Consider the following 22865-nt stretch of genomic DNA (forward strand, 5'->3'; position numbering starts at 1 on the left):
AGATCCTGGTGGAAACTCGGCTCCAGCGATTCCAGGGCCACGCTACCGCCCGACACCGCGCCGATCGCGTTGTTGAGATAGTTGCCGTTGCTGTCGGTGTTCCAAACCGTGTACTGGTCGGCACCCGCCAGCTTCCAGGCGACCTCATAGCCTCCCGCCGTCGCCTCAACCCCGATCGGCGCCCAATTTCCGATCTGCCCCACGGTGACCGCAGCGCCATTCAGCTTCAGCGTCGGTCCCGCGCCCGCCGTGTACAGGTAGTAGTTGCTGCCGATCAGGTCGAGGCTCGTCGAGCCTGACGATTCCAACACAGTGGCAACCAGGCCAATCACGCCGTCGCCGTTCAAATCCTGATGGAAACTCGGCTCCAGCGATTCCAGGGCCACGCTACCGCCCGACACCGCGCCGATCGCGTTGTTGAGATAGTTGCCGTTGCTGTCGGTGTTCCAAACCGTGTACTGGTCTGCACCCGCCAGCTTCCAGGCGACTTCGTAGCCTCCCGCTGTCGCCTCAACCCCGATCGGCGCCCAATTTCCGATCTGCCCCACGGTGACCGCAGCGCCATTCAGCTTCAGCGTCGGTCCGGCGCCCGCCGTGTACAGGTAGTAGTTGCTGCCGATCAGGTCGAGGCTCGTCGCACCTGACGATTCCAACACAGTGGCAACCAGGCCAATCACGCCGTCGCCATTCAGATCCTGATGGAAACTCGGCTCCAGCGATTCCAGGGCCACGCTACCGCCCAAGACCGCGCCGATCGCATTGCTGAGATAGTTGCCGTTGCTGTCGGTGTTCCAAACCGTGTACTGGTCGGCACCTGCCAGCTTCCAGGCGACCTCGTAGCCTCCCGCTGTCGCCTCAACCCCGATCGGCGCCCAATTTCCGATCTGCCCCACGGTGACCGCAGCGCCATTCAGCTTCAGCGCCGGTCCCCCGCCTCCTGCAACCGGATCCAGGAAATAATTGCGGCCGGCCTGCACAAGGCTGGTCGCACCATAAGCCTCGATCGTCGTCGGGGTGCTGGTGGCAACATGGAAGCCGAGTGCATCGAGTTGCTTCAGATCGATTGCCGTCAGGCCCTGAATGGTGCTGCTTGTATAGTATTCGTTGAAAGGATCGTTGGGCCCCTGCACACCGTTGTTCAGGAAGTCGCTCGGATCGGAAGACTGGCCGTAGTCCGCGAGCTTGGTGTTACCGCCGTCCAGCGAGAAATAGGCGGCCGGCGCGGTCTGGGCGCCGGAAAACAGATGCGCGCCTGGACTCGTGAAACGATAGAAATCGAAGACGTCAGGCGCCGCCCCATATGGCACGCGACCCATCGCATGGGTCAGCTCGTGGAGCGCAACGCCGACCAGAAGATTTGGATTGATATCGGTCGAGAAATACGCGCTGGCGTCGTCGGTCGTCGTGTCGTTGGCACCAATCACACCCCACAGCTTCAGCTGCGCATTCCAGACAGCGACGTTCGATTGTCCCTGGATAGCTGTCCCGCTCGGGAGGCTGTTGAACGTGGTGTCGCCTGGGGTGGCGTTGTTCACCAGCTGCGAGTGAACCCACGAATAGTTCTCGTAAAGTCCGCTGTCGGGTCCGGCCGCTGCGCCGCCCCCTGTGCCACTGTAGTCGATGTTGATGTTGACGGTGATCTTGTCTGTTAGGTTGGCAGCCAGGATCGCAACCGCCTGCTGCAAGCCGCTCTTGAAGCTCGCCGGCGCGGCCTGCGCTGCGGCGTCGAGAATGAGATTGATGATGATACCGCCCGCGGTGACCGACAAGACAGAGCCGGTCGTTGCTCCACCCGACCCCGAGCCTGCCGACCCCGCTGGGATGTAGCTTCCCTGAATGCTATCGCCGACGACCGTGTAAAACGGATCGTCTGACACCAGATTTGTGTCCAGGGTAGATTTTGATCTCAAGGCCTATCTCTCTCGAAAATATTCAGCTCAACCGCAGTTCGGCTCCAAGCAAAGGCGAAGCGCGAAGTGAATTTGAACACATGCCCGCCAGTACCGCGCCATCGGGCACAAACGTTCAACGCTTTGACCGCGGTCGCCAAGGGAAAGCTCCGAAGCAGTAAGCCCGCTCGATTCGAGCGGGGTAGAACGCAGATTCTAGCTTGATATCTATACGTTTGGTTTAAATGGGGCGAGGTGACTCGGCCTCTTCCGCAAGACCGTATTAAGCATCAAGTCCCGTAGTCATACGAGTCGGATAGCCATCCTGGTTCCACTGCCCTTTGCGGTTTGCCGGCCCGCGCATGCAGGCCCCCTCTTCGGACCGCCCTTGACGGTCCCGACCAAAATGGCCAAAGTGCCTCGCTGGACATCTATGTCACTCTAATTGCATCACTTTTACTCGAGGCTCAGGATGGAACACGTCGAACATGTTCGATTCGGCGAACAACTCTACGCGATCATCGTGCGCGCCTCGTTCCGCGAGCCAGGGATTCATTTCTTCTCGACACCGGAATTGTCGCAGCAACTTGCGTATATGAGCCATCCGAAGGGCAAGAGCATCGAGCCGCATCGCCACAACAAGGTGACGCGAGAGGTGCACTACACCCAGGAGGTGCTGCTGATCCAGAAGGGCAAGCTCCAGGTCGACTTCTACACGATGAACGAGAAATATCTGGAAAGCCGCGTGCTGAGTGCCGGCGACACCATCCTGTTGTGCAGCGGCGCCCACGGCTTCCACGTTCTCGAGCCGGTCGAGATGTTCGAGATCAAGCAAGGCCCCTATTCCGGCGAAAACGACAAGACACGGTTTGCGGAAGTCGCGCCGTCGGAGATCCGGATCAAGGGTCCAAATCTGTGACCGCGCCGTTCATTCCCGTCAGCACGCCGCTGCTCGACGACAACGAAGCCCAATATCTCGTCGAATGTATCCGGACCGGGCGGATCTCGTCGGAAGGGCCATCCATCACGCGCTCCGCGCAGGCGCTCAAGGAGATCCTGGCGTGATTGTCTTCGCTGACTACGCGCCCTGGTATGACCTGCTCTATCGGGACAAGGACTATGCGGGCGAGACGTCTTTCGTCGAAGCACGCCTGCGCGACCATGGAACATCTTCAGGCAAACTGCTCGATATCGGCTGCGGCACCGGTTTGCATGCCCTGGCCTTCGCCCAACGGGGCTGGAACGTTACTGGCATCGATCTCAGCGATGAGATGATCGCAAGCGCCAAGGCGCGCGTCGCGCAGGCTGGGCTTCCGATTCAGTTCCGGCAGGGCGACGTCCGCGAGGCCGGTCCGGAACGCGACTACGATGTGGTCGTGTCGCTGTTCCACGTCGCGAGCTATCAAACCAGCCGCGATGCGCTGGCGGCGATGTTTCGCACCGCGCACGCCGCGCTGAAACCGGGCGGCCTATTCTTGTTCGATTATTGGTATGGTGGCGCCGTGTTGGCGCAGGGCGTCGAGACGCGGGTCAAGGTGATCGAGCAGAAGCCGTTGCGCCTGACCCGCATCGCGCAATCCGTCCACGACGAGCAGGCCGCGACCGTCACCGTGAACTACACCCTGTTCTGCGAGGACAGCGATCGCGCAACCATCCGTCGGGTCGATGAAGCGCATCATATGCGCTACTGGTTTCCGTTCGAGATCGATGCCGCGCTCGCGGCGAGCGGCTTTGAGCCCGGCACTCATGCCGCATGGCTGACGCTGGACGCGCCGAGTTCGAAGAGCTGGGCCGCCTATACCGTCGCCAGGAGGCGCGTCTCGCCGTAAGACCGCTGCGCAGCGATGGCCCCGGCAACGCCGGGCAACGCGCTCAGCACGGCGACCCCGGTCGATCATCCCGACATCGAAGGTCCCTTGCAGCCACGAGCGGCCGCGCCAACCTCTGAAGCAGCAACCTGGTTGATGGCGCCGCCATCAACCCGCCCCGCGCCGGTTCAATCCCCGCTATGCTGCGATGCAACAGATTGTTGCCCAACGGCCACGATTGCTGAGATTACAAGGGAAATGGGCGGGAACGTCGGGCCAATGGATGCCCGTTCATTGCAGCCGGTCGCGACGCCGTGGGATCATCGTGCCGGGGCTCGGTGGCTCCCGATTTACTTTAGCGATTTGCGAAGGGCCGATGGCTGACCCGATCATTGCGCCTGGAAGGATGGATGGCCGGCTGCGTGCAGTGATCAAGCATTCACTGGCGACCCTGCTCGCGACCACGGCCCTCGGCGTCGTCGCCGCGCATGCGGTGGACGGCACCTGGACCGGCGCCACGACCGACTGGACCGCTCCGACGAACTGGTCGAGCCCCACAGTGCCGGACGGAACCGCAACCTTCGGCAACACCGGAAGCACCGCCGTCGACAACAACAACGGCACCGTCACCATCGGCACGATCCTGTTCAACGGCACCGCTCAGGCCTATTCGGTCACCGTCGGCAAGCCATTCACCGTCAACGGGACAGGCATCATCAACAATTCCGGCAATACGCAGAATTTCGCCGTCACCTCCGGCAACACTCTGGCGTTTCAGCAAAGCAGCACCGCGAGCGGCGGCACCGGCGCAGTGACGATCACCACCAACGGTGGCGGCATCACGAGCTTCGCGGGAACGAGCAGCGGCGGCAACGCGCGCTTCGTCACCAATATCGGCGGCACGGTCATCATCTCCGGCCTGACCAATGGCGGCACGACGACGGGCTCGATCGAAGGCGCGGGCAATTACGTGCTCGGCGCCAACACGCTGAACACCGGCAGCCTCAACACCTCGACCCTGGTCGATGGCTCGATCTCCGGCACCGGCGGCAGCCTGACCAAGGTCGGCACCGGCACGCTGACCCTGACCGGCGGCAACACCTACACCGGCGCGACGACGGTCTCGGCCGGAACGCTGGCGCTGTCGGGCTTCGGCAACATCTCGTCATCGAGCGTCGTGACGGTGAATGCGATCTTCGATATTTCCGGAATGAATCCGGGAATTCCCGCCGTGATCACCACGCTCGCCGGCAATTCGAGCGGCGTAGTCAACATGGGCAACACGAACCTGATCATCACGAGCGGCGCGACCGAGTTCGCCGGCGTGATCCAGGGGGCGGGCGGGCTCGAGGTCTTCGGCGGAACGCAGACGCTGTCCGGCGAGAACACCTACACCAACGCGACGCAGATCGACGCCGGCGCAACGCTGGCCCTGAAAGGCAGCGGATCGATCGCGAGCTCGGCGAGCGTCACGTTCACGCCAGGTGCAGGCGGGACATTCGACATTTCGCAGACGACCTCCGGCGCGTCGGTGAACGCTCTGGTTTCCGCCACCGGCGGCAGCTTCGTTTCGTTGGGGTCCAGGACGCTGACGATCACGAGTGGCAGTCTTTACGGTGGCGTGATTCAGGACGGCGGCATCGGTGGCGGCACCGGCGGCAACCTCGTCATCGCGAGCGGCGCGACGCAGCAGCTCTACGGCGTCAACACCTATACCGGCACCACGACCATCGCGGCCGGTGGCGAGCTGGATCTCGCCAATGGCGGCAGCGACGGCAGCATCGCCACCTCGCGCAATGTCATCGTCAACGGCGTCTTCGACATCTCGGCCCTGGCCGCCGGCACGTCGATCAAATCGCTGTCGGGCACCGATGCCACCGCACGCGTCAATCTCGGCGCCAACACGCTGACGATCACGAGCGGCAACGGCGCCTTCGCCGGTGTCATCCAGGATGGCGGCGCCGGCGGCGGCCTCACCCTGCCCGGCGGCACGGAAATCCTGACCGGCGCCAACACCTATACCGGCGCGACAACTGTCAACGGCGGCAGGCTGGAGGTCGACGGCTCGATCGTCAGCGCGACCACCGTCAATGCCGGAGGCACGCTCGCCGGCGGCAGCACGTCCCCAGGCTCCGGCGCGGTCGGCAATGTCACCGTCAATGGCGGCACGCTCGCACCGGGCAGCACCGCCAATCCGTTCGCGCCGCTGACGGTCAATGGCAGCCTGAGCTTCACCGCCGCCTCGACCTATCTGGTGCAGGTCTCCTCCAGCACTGCCAGCCTCGCGAACGTCACCGGCGCGGCCACGCTCGGCAGCGCGAGGGTGAGTGCGATCTTCGGCTCCGGCAGCATCAAGAAGCAGTATACGATCCTGACCGCAGCCGGCGGCCTCGGCGGCACCACCTTCAATCCGGCCGTCACCTCCAACATATCGACGATCAACGCGACGCTGAGCTACAACGCCAACAACGTCTTCCTCAACATCGGCGTCAACTTCACGCCTGTGAGCGGCGGCCTCAACACCAATCAGCAGAACGTCGCGAGCGCGCTGACGAACTTCTTCAACACGACCGGCAGCATCCCGACGGCCTTCGCCGCGCTGACGCCTTCAGGGCTGACCACCGCCTCGGGCGAGCTCGGCACCGGCATCATCCAGTCCGCGATCAATGCCGACGGCCAGTTCCTCAACCTGATGCTCGATCCGACCATCGCGGGCCGCTCGAGCGGCTTCACCAAGGCGGGCAGCGTCGCGCAATTCGCCGAGTGCGATGACACTGAAGCTTATGCCTCGATGCGCCCGGCCACCGCGCGCGAGCGCGAGGCCTTTGCGATGGCGACCAAGGCGCCGCTGCTGTCGTCGCAGCCGGTCAATCGCTGGAGCGTCTGGACCGCCGGCTATGGCGGCTCGGCCCAGGTCGGCGGCAACGCCGCGGTCGGCTCGCAGGATCTGACGGCGCGAGTCTGGGGCGGCGCGGCCGGTGCCGACTACAGGGTTTCGATGGATACGCTGGTCGGCTTCGCGCTCGGCGGCGGCGGGCTGAATTACTCGCTTGCCAATGCGATGGGCACGGGCTCGGCCGACCTGTTCCAGGCCGGCGTCTACGGCCGGCACAATTTCGGCCCCGCCTATGTTTCCGCCGCGCTCGCCTATGGCTGGCACGACGTCACCACCAACCGCACCGTGATCGGCGCCGACCAGCTCCAGGGCCGCTTCAAGGCCGACACCTTCTCCGCGCGCGTCGAGGGCGGCTATCGCTTCGCCACGCCGCTGGTCGGCATCACGCCCTACGCGGCCGTCCAGGTCACGAACGTCAACCTGCCCAACTATTCCGAAGTCAGCCTCAATGGCCGTGGCCTGTTTGCGCTGAACTACGCCTCGCAATCGCCGACCGATATCCGCTCCGAGCTCGGCCTGCGCACCGACAAATCCTATGCGATGCAGAACGGTGTGTTGACCTTGCGCGGCCGCGCCGCCTGGCTGCATGACTACGATCCGAGCCGCGCCGTCACGGCGCTGTTCCAGACGCTGCCCGGCGCCAGCTTCGTCGTCAACGGCGCCAGGGTCGACGCCGATTCCGCGCTGGTGAGCGCCAGCGCCGAGATGAAATGGCTGAACGGCTTCTCGATCGCCGGCACCTTCGACGGCGAGTTCTCCGGCAACGTCGCCAGCTATTCCGGCAAGGGCGTGTTCAAGTACAGCTGGTGAGCTACCTTCCGACTTCCTGGGCGGCTGGCCCGGCTAAGGCCCGGGGCACGCACGCTGAATTGGCGTGACCGCGCAGGCGCGCGGCTCCCCGAGGTCTACTGTGCATGGGGTTGTTTTCGACTTTTTGCCGGGCCCGGGCCGATGTGACGGAATCCAGAGCGCGGGCTTCGATGAGGAGCGCGCGCAGAGGCTCGTTCCACGAGATGCTCTCAAACTCGGCGCATGGCTGGCTGCGCCAGCCGACGCTTGCCGCATGATCTTTCGGCATTATGGTGGGCGCGCGGTTTGTTCCCGGAGCCATCCCATATGCCCTTTCCTCACGCTTCCGAAGCCCTGTCGCGCTTCACTGTGCTCGACCTGACCCGCGTCCGCTCCGGGCCGACCTGCGTGCGTCAGCTCGCGGATTGGGGCGCCACAGTGATCAAGATCGACGCGCTGACGGAAGATGCCGGCGGCGAGCAGCCGGGGGGACCGCGGCGCGGCTCCGACTTCCAGAACTTGCACCGCAACAAGCGGGCGATGACGCTGAACCTGAAGGACGCGCGCGGGCTTGCCGTGTTCAAGCGCCTCGCAGCCAAGGCCGACGTCGTGGTTGAGAATTTCCGGCCAGACGTGAAGAAGAAGCTCGGCATCGACTATGAGAGCCTCGCCGCGATCAACCCGCGCATCGTCTATGGCAGCATCTCCGGCTTCGGCCAGGACGGCCCCTATCACAAGCGGCCTGGCTTTGATCAGATCGCGCAGGGCATGGGCGGGCTGATGTCGATCACGGGCGCGCCCGGACAAGGCCCGATGCGGGTCGGCATTCCCGTCGCCGACCTCACCGCGGGCCTGTTCTGCGCCATGGGCATTCTCACCGCGCTGCTCGAGCGCGAGGTCTCCGGCAAGGGCCAATGGGTGCAGACCTCGCTGCTACAGGCCCAGATCTTCATGCTCGACTTCCAGGCGGCGCGCTGGCTCATGGAAAATGAAGTGGCAAAACAGGCCGGCAACAATCATCCGACCAGCATCCCGACCGGCGTGTTCAAGACCTCGGACGGTTACATCAACATCGCGACCACAGGCGGACGGATCTGGGAGCGCTGCGCGCAGGCGATCGGCGCGCCCGAGCTCTACAGTCATCCCGATTATGCGACGGCCCCTGCCCGCTCCAAGAACCGCGACGCGCTCAACGCCGAGATTGAGAAGCGCACCGTGACCAAGTCGACCGAGACCTGGGTGCGCGAGCTCAACGACGCCGGCGTACCCTGCGGGCCGATCTACGCTATCGACCAGATGTTCGAGGACGCACAGGTCAAGCATCTCGGCATCGCGCAGGATGTGCCCAATGAGGAGGGCCGCCACATCCGCCTGGTCGGCCAGCCCGTCACGCTGTCGCGCACGCCAAGCAAGATGGTGGCTCGCCCGCCTGAGTACGGCGAGCAGACCGACGAGGTGCTGAAGGAATTCGACTTCAGCGCCGACGAGATCGCCGCGCTCAGGGCCGCCAACGTCGTGTGAGCGAAGGCTGGCCCGCACGGACACCCACATGAGAAAAGCCCCGGAAAACCGGGGCTTTTCCAATCCGACACTGCCTGCCGATCAGTACTTGGCGACGACCGGGCCGGCCGTGAACTGGTAGTTGAACCCAGCGCGCAGAATATGGTCGCGGAAGCGGACGTCGATGTCGTTCCCTGTCCCACTGAAGTAGGTCTTGGTGCCGAGATCGACATAGAGATATTCGAGCTTCGCTGACCAGTTGGGAGCGAACTTCTTCTCGAGGCCAGCGCCGAGCGTCCAGCCGACCCGCGTCTGGCTCTCCGACACCGTCGCACCGGTGGCCGATATGGGACCACCGATCGGTGTGTTGCTGTTGCCGTCGAACCGCTGAATCGTAACCGTCGGCGTGCTCGCGAACTTGACCTCGCCGACCGCCAGACCGCCGGTAGCATAGAGCAGCAAGCTCGGATCGACAAGGAAGCCGCCGCGTCCACGGAAGGTTGCGAACCAGGGGAAATCGGTGCTGGTGGCCGAGGACTGCGTGATACCGAAACTGCCGATTCGGATCGTCCCAAACGTGTCGTTCGAACGGCCGCGCTCGCCGGTGCCTTGGATGTCGGCCTCAACGCCGACGACCCATTTCCGGTCCACCTGCCAATTATAACCGACCTGGCCGCCGCCGAGGCCGCCATCCACGTTGTGCTTGACCGTGGCTATGGATCCCGCAGGAAAAAACCCGCCGATGTCAGCTGTCGCGTTCGATCTGCCCCAGCTATAGCCGCCGTTCAATCCAGCGTAGAATCCCGTCCAATTGTATCCGGGATCGACGATCGGGGGCGCCTTCACGTATGGCTTCGCGGCCAGGTCCGCCGCCATGGCGTGCGTCGTAAGCAACGAGGCCGCCGCCAATCCCATCACAATCCGCTTCATACTCGCCCCCGCGATCAAAATAAAAGCTGCAATCTGGGTGGAACCATACGCGTTTCGAACAGGCGCCGCTGTCGCGCGGCAGCAACATTTGGAAATAATCGGTCAGCATCAGGACTTGGACCAGGACGTCATGGATGGACCAAGCCATTGATATTACGTCGATTGGTCCCGAACTCACTCTGCCGCGATTTTCGCCCGCCCCCTCCATCCGACGCGGGCGAGCAGACCGTCAAGGAGGGGCCAAAACAGCAGAATGATCGCTAGCGTCGTAAGCGAACCGACCAGACCGTTCGACCAGAACACTCCGAGGTTCCCGCCGGCGCCGATCATCGACAGGCGGAAGGCGTCTTCAGCGCGGTTGCCGAGCACGAGCGCCAGCGTGAACGGCGCCAAGGGAATACCGATCTTCTTGAAGACGTAGCCGACAACACCAAAGCCGAGCATCAGCCAGATGTCGAACATCGCGTTCTGGATCGCGTAGGCGCCGATGGCGCAGGACACCACGATCATCGGCGCGATGGCTGCGAACGGCACGCGCAGGATCGAGGCGAAGATCGGCACCGTCGTTAACACCAGCACGAGGCCGACGACATTGCCCAAATACATCGAGGCGATCAGGCCCCAGACGAAATCCTTGTGCTCGACGAACAGCAGCGGGCCCGGATTGAGCCCCCACACCATCAAACCGCCGAGCAGGATCGCAGCGGTGCCGGAGCCGGGAATGCCGAGCGCCAGCATCGGCAGCAGCGCCGAGGTGCCGGAGGCATGTGCCGCCGTCTCCGGCGCGAACACGCCTTCGATGCGGCCGTTGCCAAAACTCTCGGGATCCTTGGCGAAACATTTTGCCAGATTGTAGCCCATGAAGGACGCAGCGATCGCGCCGCCCGGCGTGATGCCGAGCCAGCAGCCGATGAAAGAGGAGCGCAACAACGTCACCCAGTATTTCGGCAGGTCCTTCCACACGCTCAGCACCACGCGCAGCGAGATGCTCGCCGCGTGACCGCGCAGCGCCAGCCGTTCCTCCATCGTCAGCAGAATCTCGCTGATGCCGAACAGGCCGATGACGGCGACCAGGAAGTTGATGCCGCGCAGAAGCTCGGCCGAACCGAACGTCATGCGCAGCTGGCCTGACACCGTGTCCATGCCGACGCCGGCGAGCAGAAGGCCGAGCGACATCGAAATGACGGTCTTGTGCCTGGCTTCGCGGCCCAATCCGACGAAGGAGCAGAACGTCAACAGATACACCGCGAAGAACTCGGGCGGACCGAACTTCAGCGCGAAGGACGAGATCATCGGCGCAAGGAAGGTCATCAGCAGCACTGCGACCAGCGAGCCGATGAAGGAGGACGTGAACGCCGCGGTCAGCGCCTCGGCCGCCCGGCCCTGCTGCGCCATCGGATAGCCGTCGAACGTGGTCGCGACCGACCAGGCTTCGCCGGGAATGTTGAACAGGATCGAGGTGATGGCGCCGCCGAACAACGCACCCCAATAGATGCTGGACAGCATCACGATCGCCGAGGTCGGATCCATCGTGAAGGTCAGCGGCAACAGGATGGCGACGCCGTTCGGCCCGCCAAGGCCGGGCAGCACGCCGACAAAGATGCCGAGCACGAGCCCGACCATCATCAGCACGAGCGTCTTCCAGGTCAGCAGGACGGTGAAGCCGTGAAGCAGGAGACCAAGAGCTTCCATCGCGCAAGTCCGCCTAGTAGCCGAAGGCCGCTTCGAGCGGGCCCTTCGGCATGATGACGTCGAAGGCGACGTCGAAGGTGACGAACATGATCGCCGCGAACACGAGAGCGGTGAGCAGCGACTTCCAAAGCGCGATCTTGCCGATCGCCCGCATGAAGCCGGCGATCAAAAGGAAGCTCGCGACATAGAGGCCGAGGAACTGCGTCACCAGGCAGAACAGCAGCGTCGGCACGAACACCGCCAGCACGCGGCGCGCCTGTGCGCGCGTGACGAAGGTTTCGGATATCGCGCGCCGCGCCGGCAACGCGACGATCAGGCCATAGAGGCTAGCGCCGCCGAGGACGAGGGAGAGATAGAATGGGAAATAGCCAGGCTCCGGCCCGGTTGAATCCCAGGAAGCACCGGTGCGCCAATTGTCGTAGCCGAGGATGGCGGCGAGCGCGAGCAGCAGCAGGCAGACGATCAGTTCGACGGTGCTGGTCGGCGTGACGGACGGGGAGTTGTCTTCAGGCGCGGTTGGATCGTCGACGACGATTTCAAGATCGGTTTGGGACATGCTCTGCCAGATCAAGTTGCGCCGTCGTCATCCGTGAAGGCGGATGATCCACTACGCCGTGCAGAAGCCGTCTTTCGTCGCATTCTGTGCCATAGTGGATGCCCCGCCTTCGCAGAGCATGAGGTGGGGGTGTGATTACTTCGCGACGAAACCGGCTTCCGTCATCAGCGATTTGTTCTGGGCTTCGTCCTCCTCGAGGAAGTGCACCATGTCCTTGCCGGTGAGGAAGATCGGCTTCAACGCCTGCTTCTCCATGTATTCCCTGTATTCGGCGGTCTGCGTCACCTTGTGGAACAGCTCGACATAGAACGCCTGCTGTTCCGGCGTGACCTTGCCGGGCAGGAACATTGCGCGCAACATCAGGTACTGGACGTCGACGCCCTCCTCCTTGCAGGTCGGGATATCGGCCCAGGACTGTGTGTCGGTCACCTTGGTGGTGTAGGAGATGCGCTCCTTGTCGAACACGCAGAGCGGACGCACCTGGCCCGCGCGCCAGACTTCGAGATTTTCGGATGGGTTGTTGACGTTGGATTCGGTGTGGTTGCCGACGAGCTGCGTGGCAGCCTCGCCGCCGGACTTATAGGGCAGATAGGAGAACTTCGCGCCGGTCTTCTGCTCCAGGAACACGGTCAGCACGTGATCCTCGCGCTTGGAGCCGGTGCCGCCCATCTTGAACGGCGAGCTCGCCGCCTTCGCAGCCGCGATGAACTCCTTCACCGTCTTGGGACCGGCGGCATTGTCCCACAGCACGAACTGGTCGAGCGCGATCACCGAGACCGGGGTCAGCTCGCGCCAGTTGAACGGGATCTTGGCCGAGAGCGGCAGCATGTAGATCAGCGAATAGGCGATCAGCACCTTGTTCGGATCGCCCTCGCTGGACTTCATGTACATCAGCGCTTCGGCGCCCGATGCACCGCCCTTGAGCGAGACCACCATCGGCTGCTTCATCAGATTGTTCTTCTGGATCGCGGCCTGCATCATCCGCGCCATCTGGTCAGAGGCGCCGCCCGCGCCTGCCGCCACCACGATCTCGACGGGTTTGGTCGGTTCCCAGCCGGCGACGGCCGGCGCACTGAACAACAAGGCCGTCGCAGCCCCGACGGCTTTCACTGGAATACGCACGTGTATCGTCCCCTGACTATTATTGGCTTTGTGATGCCGGGAAATTTATCGATGCATTGTGCGGACTAAGGGTTGCGAATTCAAGCCGGCGGACATTCGGCCCCATATGACTTTCGGCTGACGAAGCACGCGCTACCTGCCCTTCCAGTTCGGCGTGCGCTTGTTGAGGAAGGCGTCCATGCCCTCGCGAAAATCTTCGCTCATATAAGCCTTGAGGATCAGGTCCTCGCCCTGTTCGCGCGACAGCGTCGGACGGATGCGACGCACCGCCTCCTTGGTCGTTTCCAGCGTCAGCGGCGCATGGCTCGCGACGAGCTTTGCGGTTTCATCCGCGCGGCGCTGAAGAGTCTCGACGTCAGGCACGATTTCGGTGAGGAGGCCGAGCGCGAGCGCTTCCTGCGCCTCGACCAGGCGCGCCCTGAAGATCAGATCCTTGGTGCGCGCAGGTCCGACCAGCGCGACGACGCGGCTGATGTTCGACATCGACAGGCAGTTGCCGAGCGTGCGTGCAATCGGAAAGCCCATGCGCGTCGTTTCAGTGCCGATGCGAAGATCGCAGCAGGCGGCAATGCCGGCGCCGCCGCCGGTGCATGCACCCGCGATGGCCGCGATCACGGGCACGCGGCACTGTTCGAGCGTGCCGAGCACGCGGTCGATCCGCGCTTCGTAGTCGAGCGCATCCTGCGCCGTCTTGAAGGCTCGGAATTGCGAGATGTCGGTGCCCGAGGCGAACGCCTTGTCGCCGGCACCGGTGAGGATCAGCGCCTTGATCGAACGATCGGCGTTGATCTCCTGGCAGATCTCCGCCATGCGGTCATACATGGCGAAGGTCATGGCGTTGCGCGCCTGCGGGCGGTTGAAGGTGATCCGCGCGATGCCGTCCGTGACGGAGTAGAGCAGGTCTTCGTTGGCAGTCGCGGGTAGGTTCATCGCGCTATCACTTTCCAAGTTAGTTCAGGCCACCTGGGCCTTGGCCATCGGCACCGCGTCACGTCCCTTCAGGACGTCCATGGCTGCCAGCACGCCGCCGCTCCGATGCGGAATCTTTGCAAGATCGAGACCCATCTCGACGCCGGCGAGCGTGCCCATCAGCATCAGATCGTTGAAATGACCGATATGGCCGATGCGGAACACCTTGCCCTTGACCTTGTTGAGGCCGGTGCCGAGCGACATGTCGAAGTTTTCCAACACCACCTTGCGGAAGGCGTCGGCATCAAAGCCGTCAGGCACACGCACGCCGGTCAGCGCCGGCGAATGCGCGGCGGGATCGACGCACTGCGTCTCCAGGCCCCACACCTTCGCCGCCGCGCGCGTCGCCGCGCTGTGGCGCTTGTGGCGAGCCCAGACGTTCTCGAGGCCTTCTTCCTCGAGCATCTTCACCGCTTCGCGCAGGCCGTAGAGCAGATTGGTGGCGGGCGTATAGGGGAAGGTGCCGAGCTTGTTGAAGCTGATCACTTCCTGCCAGTCCCAATAGGAGCGCATGCCGGGATTGGCCTTGGCGACGTTGAGCGCCTTCTCCGAGAGGGCGTTGAAGCCGAGACCGGGCGGCAGCATCAGGCCCTTCTGCGAGCCGGCGACCGAGACGTCGATGCCCCAGGCGTCGTGCTCATATTCCATCGAGCCGAGGCCGGAAATGGTGTCGACCATCAGCAGCGCCGGATGCTTGACGCGATCCAGCAGCTTGCGCACTTCGAGCGGCGGCGTGACGCAGCCGGTCGAGGTCTCGTTATGAACCACACAGACCGCCTTGATCGCGTGCTGCTTGTCGGCCGTAAGGCGCTTCTCGATCTCGGCGAGGTCGGCGCCATGGCGCCAGTCGCTCGGGATGAAGTCGACCTCGAGCTTGAACTTGTCGGCGATGCCGCGCCACAGCACGGCGAACTGGCCGGTCTCGCACATCAGCACCTTGTCGCCGGGCGCGAGCACATTGACCATCGCCGCCTCCCAGGCGCCGGTGCCGGACGAGGGGAAGATGATCACAGGCTGCTTGGTGCGGAACACCCGCTGCATCGAGGCGAGGACCGCAAAACCGAGTTCGGCGAACTCCGGACCGCGATGGTCCAGCGTCGGCATATCCATCGCCCGCAGCACGCGGTCGGGCACGTTGGTCGGTCCTGGAATCTGTAAGAAATGCCTTCCAGTATGCACGGTCATAGGCGTCCTTCCCGGTCTAGCCTTGTTTTGGTGGCCGCCGAATAGCACCATTTGACCGGCTTGTCCCCTCTCCTTAAGGCTCCTCCCATGCATAAGCGGCGGGCCTCCGTCGCCCCTACTCCGCAGCCACGACCCTGCCGGACGGCACCCTGTCTTCCGCGTCCGTGAACGGGCGCTCCGGGTGCATCAGGAAGGCCGAGACGCCCCCGAGCAGCAATAGCCCCATCGACATCAGGAACGGCAGGTACCAGTTGCCGGTCGCGTCGATCACGAAGCCCGCGACCAGCGGCGAGACGATCGCGGCAAAGGCTGACCCTGTGTTCATGAGTCCCGACGCTGTCCCGGAGTATTTCGGGGCGATGTCCATCGGGATCGACCACATCGGGCCGATCACGAGCTCGGCGCAGAAGAAGCCGGCCGACAGGCACAGCGCCACAACAGTGATGTCGTGGACGAACAGGATCGGGAGCAGCGAGAGCAGCGCCCCCGCAAAACCTGCAACGGTGACGCTCAGTCGTGCGAAGCGGACATTGCCGGTGCGATCGAGGATCTTGTCCGAGATCACGCCGCCGACGCTGTCGCCGACCACGCCGGCGAAGAAGACGCCGGAGGCGAACAGCGCCGAGTTCTTGATGTCGAGACTGTAATTGTTCTTGAAGAACAACGGCAGCCAGTTCAGGTACAGCCACAGGCACCAGCCGTAGCAGAAATAGGTCAGCGTCACCGGCCACATCCGCCCGAGCAGCGGCCCCCACGGCACGCGCGGCCGCTCGCCTGATGGGCGCGGCGGCAGCACGGCGAGCTCGCCTTCCGTGATGGAGGCATGGTCTTTCGGCTCGTTGCGGAAGTACCAGACCCAGATCACGCCCCAGACCAGGCTGACAAGGCCGAGCACGACGAACGCGCCGCGCCAGGTCAGCCAGAGGATCAAAAGCGCCACCACCGGCGGCGTCACGGCATTGCCGAGCCGGGCAAATGAATGGGTCAGGCCTTGCGCAAAGCCGCGGCGGTTGGCCGGCGTCCAGTACTGCATCGCGCGCGTCGCAGTCGGAAACGTCGCGCCCTCGCCGAAGCCGAGCGCGAAGCGCGCGACGAACAGTGCAGCGAGCCCGTTGACGAAGCCGGTGGAGATGGTCGCGACCGCCCAGATCATGCCGCACCAGAACAGCGTCTTGCGCGGCCCGAAATGATCGCCGACCCAGCCGCCGATCACCTGGAACAGCAGATAAGGATAGGCGAAGGCGGAGAAGACGAGGCCAAGCTGGGTGTTCGACAGACCCAGCTCGTTCTGGATCTCGCTCGCGGCCGTGCCGATGTTCACCCGGTCGACATAGGTGATGAAATACATCGCACACAGCATCGCCAGCACGACATGCGTTGCCTTGAACCTGATACCCATCTCCACCCTCTCTGATCGTTTCTTTTGATCTGCCGCCCGCGTCTCCCGCGCGAGATTTAAGTGCCGACCACTTTCAGATGCGGCGAGGCGTTGCCCTGCGGGCGCTGCTCCAACAGCTTCATCGCGACATCGACACCACCGGAGCGGTGCGGTACGCCGGCGACCGACAGGCCCATCTCGACGCCAGTGAGCGCGCCGAGCAGCGTCAGCGCATTGCATTCGCCGAGATGGCCGATACGAAAGACTCTTCCGGCGACCTTCGAGAGCCCAGAACCGAGCGACATGTTGTAGTTGTCGAGCACGATCTTGCGGAACTGATCGGCGTCATGTCCGGGCGGCATCAGCACCGCGGTCAGCACCGGCGAGAATTCCGACGGCTCCTGGCAGAGCACTTCGAGCCCCCAATGATTGACGGCGGCGCGGGTGGCGCCGGCAAGCCGCAGGTGACGCGCGAACACGTTGTCGAGCCCCTCCTCCAGCAACATCGCGATCGCCTCGCGCAGACCGTAGAGCAGATTGGTCGCTGGCGTGTAGGGGAAGAAACCGTTGGCGTTGGGCTTGAGCATCTCCGCCCAGTCGAAATAGGAGCGCGGCATCTTGTTGGTTTTCGATGCGGCCAGTGCCTTCTCCGAGATCGCATTGAAGCCAAGGCCGGGCGGCAGCATAAAACCCTTCTGCGAGCAGCTGACGCTGACATCGACCTTCCACTCGTCATGGCGGTAGTCGACCGAGCCGAGCGAGGAGATCGTGTCCACCATCAACAGCGCGGGGTGGCCTGTACGATCGATCGCGGCGCGGATCTCGGCGATCCGGCTGGTCGCGCCCGTCGAGGTCTCGTTGTGCACGACCATCACGGCCTTGATGGCATGCGCCTTGTCGTCGATGAGCTTTGCTTCGATGACGGCGGGGTCGGCGCCGCGACGCCAGTCGCCGGGCACGAAATCGACCTCGATGCCGAAGCGGCCCGCCATCTGCCGCCACAGCGTGGCGAAATGGCCGGTCTCGACCATCAGCACCCTGTCATCGGGCGACAGCGTGTTGACGATCGCGGCCTCCCAGGCGCCCGTCCCCGACGAGGGGAAAATGATGACCGGGCCCTTGGTCTGGAAGATCTTCTGGCAGCCCTCGAGCACCGCACGGCCGAGCGCGCCGAACTCGGCGCTGCGGTGGTCAATGACAGGCATGTCCATGGCGCGCAGGACGCGTTCGGGGACCGGGCTCGGGCCCGGAATCTGAAGGAAATGGCGTCCCTGGTGCATGAAGACTCTCCTTGGCAACGGATTCCGGTCGGTTCAGCGGGGCATTTTGCATTCATTTTTTGTTTTTTCAATCGAAACTTGGTATTCGATTACGAGCATCGACGCGGCACCGCGAGCAAATTACTGTCCTGCATATGAAGTCCACGATTCCCGACCTTGGGGTTCCGATCACCCCATCAGCCGCTGATAGCAGCGACCGTCAGGAGGCCTCGCTCCATGGCGAGATCCTGCTGCGGCTGCGCGACTATGTCGTGGAAGGCAACATTCCTGACGGTGGGCGCATTCCTGAACGCCAGCTCTGCGAGATGTTCGGCATCTCCCGCACGCCCCTGCGCGAGGCGTTAAAGGTGCTCGCCGCCGAGGGACTGATCGAGCTGCTACCCAACCGCGGCGCCCGCGTCCGCCAGCTCAGCCAGCGCGACCTGGAAGAGCTGTTCGACGTGATGGCGGGCCTCGAAAGCCTCGCCGGACGCCTGGCCTGCGAGGCCATTACGGACGAAGAGATCATCGCGATCGAGCAGCTGCACTACGAGATGTACGGCCAATATCTGCATCGCGACATGCACGGCTACTTTCAGACCAACCAGCACATCCACGAAAGCATTGTCGCCGCCGCACGTAACGAGACCCTGAAGGCCGCCTACGCCAACTTTGCCGGCCGCATCCGCCGCGTCCGCTACTCCGCCAATTTCGCCCGCAAGCGGCAGCGCTGGGCGGAGGCGATGCGCGAGCATGAGGCGATCCTCGACGCGCTGCGCCGGCGCGCCGGCAGCGAGCTCAGCGACATCCTGTTCCAGCACCTGCGCAACAAGCGGACGGCCGCGATTGAGCACCTGACCGAGCCCCAGGAGGACGCGCCGGCAGCGCCATGAAGGGCCGCCGGCTTGCCAATTTTGAATTCAGAATATAATCGGTCAGGAACGAGAATGAATATTCCGACGAGGTCCAGGGGCCGCGTAGGATCAATCCGGGACCAGGGATGACAAACGCCTCCTCGCTCGAACGACGCCTGCGCGCGGACATCACCGGCGACGTCCTGTTCGATCGCTTTAGCCGCGGCCGCTACGCCACCGACGCCTCGTTCTACCAGATCATGCCCACGGGCGGGGTCGTCCCCAAGACGATGGATGAGGCGCTACGCGCGCTGGCGATCGCGCGCGACGAGGGGGTGAAGGTCACCCCACGCGGCGGCGGCACCTCGCAATGCGGCCAGACCGTCAATGCCGGGCTCGTGGTCGATCTCTCAAAGCACCTCAACAAGATCCTGTCGCTCGACGTCGCCGGCCGGACCTGCGTGGTCGAGCCCGGCATCGTGCTCGACGACCTCAACCGTCAGCTCAAACAGCACGGCCTCTGGTTTCCGGTCGACGTCTCCACCGCCTCGCGCGCCACCATCGGCGGCATGGCCGGCAACAATTCCTGCGGCGGCCGCTCGCTTCGCTACGGCACCATGCGCGACAACACGGTGTCGATGGAGGCAGCGCTCGCCGACGGCACGCTGAGCCGTTTTGGCGAGGTGTCTCGCGATCTCTCCGACGTAAATGCCAGTGATAACGTGCGCACTCTGTTCCGCGACATGCTCGATCTCGGCGCGCGCGAAGCCGACGAGATCGCCGCAGGCTTTCCCAAGGTGCAGCGCCGCGTCGGCGGCTACAATCTCGATGCCCTGGTGCCGCGCAACGCGCCCAACAACATGGCGCATCTGCTGGTCGGCTCCGAAGGCACCCTCGCCTTCACCACCAAGGTTGAACTGAAGCTGTGGCCTGTTATCCGCAACAAGGCTCTCGGCGTTTGCCATTTCGGCAGCTTCTACCAGGCGATGGATGCGGCCCAGCATCTGGTCAAGCTGAAGCCGATCGCGGTCGAGCTGGTCGACCGCACCATGATCGCGCTCGGCCGCGACATCGCGATGTTCAAGCCGATCATCAACTCTGCGATCAAGGGCGATCCTGATGCCGTGCTGGTCGTCGAGTTCGCCGAAGAGGACCAGGCGGATAATCTCGCGCGTCTCAGGCAGCTCGCCGAGCTAATGGGCGATCTCGGCTTCGGCTGGAATAACGACACGCGCAAATGGGGCGGCGTGGTCGAAATCACCGAACCCGCGCTGCAGAGCGGCATCGCCGATTTCCGCGCCGCCGGTCTCAACGTCATGATGTCGATGAAGCAGGAGGGTAAGCCGGTCTCCTTCGTCGAGGACTGCGCCGTGCCGCTGCCGCATCTCGCCGACTACACGGCGCGGCTGAACGAGGTGTTCGCGAAGCACGGCACCAGCGGCACCATGTATGCGCATGCCTCCGAAGGCTGCCTGCACGTGCGCCCGGTGTTGAACCTCAAGCTCGAAAAAGACGTCAGGGCGATGCGCGCCATCGCCGAGGAGGCCTTCGCGCTGGTGCGCGAATACAAGGGCTCGCATTCCGGCGAGCATGGCGACGGCATGGTGCGCTCGGAATTCCACGAGATCATGTTTGGCGAGCGCCTCGTCGCCGACTTCCGCGAGGTGAAGAAGCGCTTCGACCCTGAAGGCGTGCTCAATCCCGGCAAGATCGTCGACGCGCCGAAGATGGACGACCGCTCGCTGTTCCGCTTCAAGCCCGACTATCGCGTTGGCGAGCTCAAGACGAAGCTCGACTGGTCCGCTTATCCCGGCGCCGGCGACGGTTTCCAGGGCGCGGTCGAGATGTGCAACAACAACGGCGCCTGCCGCAAGCTCGAGGGCGGCGTGATGTGCCCGTCCTACCGCGCCACGCGCAACGAGAAGGACGTCACGCGCGGCCGCGCCAACAGCTTGCGGCTCGCGATCTCAGGCCAACTGGGCCCCGATGCGCTTGCGTCCGACGAGATGATGGAGACACTGAAACTCTGCGTCTCCTGCAAGGCCTGCCGCCATGAATGTCCAACCGGCGTCGATATGGCCAAGATGAAGATCGAGGTGCTGGCCGCACGCGCCGCCTCGCACGGCCTGAGCTTGCGCGATCGCTTGGTCGGCTACCTCCCGCGCTATGCCGGCCTCGCCGCGCGCTTCGCGCCGCTGGCGAATTTGCGCAACCAGAGTCCGCTGTTGCGAAAGCTGTTCGAACGCTTTGCCGGCATCAGCGCCCGCCGCGCCCTGCCCGCCTTCCGCAGCGACATCTTCGTGTCGCCCGCCGAAACGGCCGGGCCGGAGGGCGGCCGTGAGGTCGTTCTTTTCGCCGACACCTTCAATCGCATTTATGAGCGCGAAAACCTCGACGCCGCCCTGCGCGTGCTGACGGCCGGCGGCTATCGCGTGCACATGCCCAAGTCCGCCAGCGGCCGCCCGCTCTGCTGCGGCCGCACGTTCCTCTCCGCTGGTCTGGTCGATCAAGCGAGGTCCGAGCTCGACCGTCTCGTGTCAGCCTTCGCGCCTTTTGCCGCGCGCGGTGTGCCGATCGTCGGCCTCGAGCCGAGTTGCCTGCTGACATTGCGCGACGAGTTGACTTCGCTGCGCAAGGATAACGACGCCAAGGCCGTCGCCGCCCACGCCCTCACCTTCGAGGAGTTTTTGGTGCGCGAGGCGGAGGCCGGCCGGCTGCAATTGCCGCTTGGCATCGTCGCGGACAAGGCCGTGGTGCACGGCCATTGCCATCAAAAATCCTTCGGCGCCTTCAAGCCGGTCGAGCAAGTGTTGCGCCTGGTTCCCGGCCTTGAGGTCGAGACCATCGAGTCGAGCTGCTGCGGCATGGCCGGCGCGTTCGGCTATGGCGCCGACACCTATGACGCCTCGATCGAGATGGCCGAGCTGTCGCTGCTACCGGCCGTGCGGAAGTCCGATCCGTCCACACTCGTCGTCGCCGACGGCACCTCCTGCCGCCACCAGATCCACGACGGGGCTGGCCGCGAGGCGCTTCACGTCGCCCGCGTGCTGGCGATGAGCCTCGATCGCGCCGACACCAATTCCACGTCTCCAACTGCAAAGGAACCCAGCCATGGCTGATCTCACGCTCGACACCGCTCGAAAAATCCTCGACGCCGCGTTCGCCAAGGCGAGTGAACTCAAGCTCAAGCCGCTCGTCGTCACCGTCCTCGACGCACGCGGCGTGCTCAAGATCGCCGCGGCGCAGGACGGCACCAGCTTGATGCGTGCCGAGATCGCCCACGGCAAGGCCTATGGCGCGCTCGCCATGGGCCTCGGCTCGCGAGCCCTGTTCCAGCGCGCGCAGGAGCAGCCCTATTTCATCGACGCCGTGAATACGATCGCCAGGGGCGCCCTGGTCCCGGTCCCCGGCGGCGTGCTGATCATGGACGGCACGACGCTGCTCGGCGCCGTCGGCATCTCCGGCGATACGTCGGACAATGACGAGGCCTGCGCGGTCGCCGGTATCCAGGCGGCGGGGCTGAAGGCCAACGCGGGGTAGCTGTCCTCAACGTCGATAGCGAAACACAGCGACAGTCTGCTGCAAAAGTGCAGCGACTACGTTATGTCTGAGATCCGATGATGGGCGGAGCTCCCTCCATAGTTGGCATATATTCGGCCTGCAAACCGAATGTCAGACGAGAGCTGATCTGCTGCCCATTAAACGATCCCGTTGTGGCCGCTGTTGCCGCAAGCGGGAGAAAGATTTCAAGTCCATAAACGCCAAACCGCGCGCCCCCAAAGCTAGTTAAGTCGACCGTGTCGGTGCGCAGGCCAGTCAAGCAATCACGGGGACTTTTCGCCCTTAGCACTCTTCCCTTTGATCGGGGCTGGGCGGGCAGGCTGATTAGGCTTTTCGATCTCTTTCTTATGGCCAACGATGGGTGGTTCGGCAGCCAGTTTCATTCTTAGCAAATCCATCGGGCCCCGTTGCGCATGCAAGGTTGCGGGCAGCTTTGAAAGAAATCAAAACAAATCAATCGGTCGGGCTCGACCAATG

The 22865-nt window shown here is 63.9% G+C and carries 17 protein-coding genes; 8 read left to right on the forward strand and 9 right to left on the reverse strand.

Annotated elements, in window-relative coordinates:
- A partial coding sequence (locus XH98_RS00165; RefSeq protein WP_271617389.1) for an NF038122 family metalloprotease occupies positions 1–1877 on the reverse strand: 1877 nt, incomplete at its 3' end.
- 484 nt (positions 1878–2361) lie between these two features.
- Here XH98_RS00165 and XH98_RS00170 point away from each other — a divergent pair.
- From XH98_RS00170 to XH98_RS00190, 5 genes are all read left to right on the forward strand, one after another.
- Positions 2362–2808: a hypothetical protein gene (locus tag XH98_RS00170; RefSeq protein WP_271617390.1), complete on the forward strand. Its 447-nt coding sequence runs from the start codon at positions 2362–2364 to the stop codon at positions 2806–2808.
- The gene (locus XH98_RS00175) at positions 2805–2954 is read left to right on the forward strand and encodes a hypothetical protein (protein ID WP_271617391.1); all 150 of its coding nucleotides are present in this window, start codon (positions 2805–2807) and stop codon (positions 2952–2954) included. Before XH98_RS00170 ends, XH98_RS00175 begins: the two co-directional genes overlap by 4 nt.
- Positions 2951–3718 carry a class I SAM-dependent DNA methyltransferase gene (locus XH98_RS00180; protein WP_271617392.1) on the forward strand — a complete coding sequence of 256 codons (768 nt, stop codon included), beginning with the start codon at positions 2951–2953 and terminating at the stop codon, positions 3716–3718. Before XH98_RS00175 ends, XH98_RS00180 begins: the two co-directional genes overlap by 4 nt.
- Positions 3719–4073: 355 nt before the next feature.
- Positions 4074–7403 (forward strand): autotransporter outer membrane beta-barrel domain-containing protein, encoded by a 3330-nt coding sequence (locus tag XH98_RS00185; protein WP_271617393.1) that lies wholly within the window; start codon positions 4074–4076, stop codon positions 7401–7403.
- Between the two features lie 306 nt (positions 7404–7709).
- Entirely contained in the window at positions 7710–8903 is a 1194-nt protein-coding gene (locus XH98_RS00190; protein ID WP_271617394.1) for a CaiB/BaiF CoA transferase family protein, read from the forward strand.
- A gap of 81 nt (positions 8904–8984) precedes the next feature.
- On the opposite strand, the gene XH98_RS00195 is transcribed toward XH98_RS00190, so the two are convergent.
- From XH98_RS00195 to XH98_RS00230, 8 genes are all read right to left on the reverse strand, one after another.
- Positions 8985–9812 carry an outer membrane protein gene (locus XH98_RS00195; protein WP_271617395.1) on the reverse strand — a complete coding sequence of 276 codons (828 nt, stop codon included), beginning with the start codon at positions 9810–9812 and terminating at the stop codon, positions 8985–8987.
- 174 nt (positions 9813–9986) lie between these two features.
- Positions 9987–11504 carry a tripartite tricarboxylate transporter permease gene (locus tag XH98_RS00200; protein ID WP_271617396.1) on the reverse strand — a complete coding sequence of 506 codons (1518 nt, stop codon included), beginning with the start codon at positions 11502–11504 and terminating at the stop codon, positions 9987–9989.
- 13 nt (positions 11505–11517) lie between these two features.
- Positions 11518–12060 (reverse strand): tripartite tricarboxylate transporter TctB family protein, encoded by a 543-nt coding sequence (locus XH98_RS00205; RefSeq protein WP_271617397.1) that lies wholly within the window; start codon positions 12058–12060, stop codon positions 11518–11520.
- A 135-nt stretch (positions 12061–12195) separates the two neighbouring features.
- The gene (locus tag XH98_RS00210; RefSeq protein ID WP_442868527.1) at positions 12196–13182 is read right to left on the reverse strand and encodes a Bug family tripartite tricarboxylate transporter substrate binding protein; all 987 of its coding nucleotides are present in this window, start codon (positions 13180–13182) and stop codon (positions 12196–12198) included.
- Between the two features lie 132 nt (positions 13183–13314).
- The gene (locus tag XH98_RS00215) at positions 13315–14112 is read right to left on the reverse strand and encodes an enoyl-CoA hydratase/isomerase family protein (protein WP_271597329.1); all 798 of its coding nucleotides are present in this window, start codon (positions 14110–14112) and stop codon (positions 13315–13317) included.
- Between the two features lie 24 nt (positions 14113–14136).
- Positions 14137–15336: a pyridoxal-phosphate-dependent aminotransferase family protein gene (locus XH98_RS00220; protein ID WP_057749423.1), complete on the reverse strand. Its 1200-nt coding sequence runs from the start codon at positions 15334–15336 to the stop codon at positions 14137–14139.
- Positions 15337–15451: 115 nt separating this feature from the next.
- Entirely contained in the window at positions 15452–16735 is a 1284-nt protein-coding gene (locus XH98_RS00225) for an MFS transporter (RefSeq protein ID WP_271617398.1), read from the reverse strand.
- Positions 16736–16791: 56 nt separating this feature from the next.
- Complete coding sequence (locus XH98_RS00230) at positions 16792–17994, reverse strand: pyridoxal-phosphate-dependent aminotransferase family protein (RefSeq protein WP_271617399.1); 1203 nt, start codon at positions 17992–17994, stop codon at positions 16792–16794.
- A 134-nt stretch (positions 17995–18128) separates the two neighbouring features.
- Between XH98_RS00230 and XH98_RS00235 the strand changes: the two genes are divergently transcribed.
- The 3 genes from XH98_RS00235 (at position 18129) to XH98_RS00245 (ending at position 22367) form a co-directional block, all read left to right on the forward strand.
- Positions 18129–18866, forward strand: a complete 738-nt coding sequence (locus XH98_RS00235) for a GntR family transcriptional regulator (RefSeq protein WP_271617400.1) — start codon at positions 18129–18131, stop codon at positions 18864–18866.
- A 107-nt stretch (positions 18867–18973) separates the two neighbouring features.
- Positions 18974–21946 (forward strand): FAD-binding and (Fe-S)-binding domain-containing protein, encoded by a 2973-nt coding sequence (locus XH98_RS00240; protein ID WP_271617401.1) that lies wholly within the window; start codon positions 18974–18976, stop codon positions 21944–21946.
- Positions 21939–22367: a GlcG/HbpS family heme-binding protein gene (locus tag XH98_RS00245; protein WP_220000939.1), complete on the forward strand. Its 429-nt coding sequence runs from the start codon at positions 21939–21941 to the stop codon at positions 22365–22367. Before XH98_RS00240 ends, XH98_RS00245 begins: the two co-directional genes overlap by 8 nt.
- The last annotated feature ends 498 nt before the right edge of the window (positions 22368–22865 follow it).

Source organism: Bradyrhizobium sp. CCBAU 51745, assembly GCF_028128715.1.
Classification (GTDB): Bacteria; Pseudomonadota; Alphaproteobacteria; order Rhizobiales; family Xanthobacteraceae; genus Bradyrhizobium; species Bradyrhizobium manausense.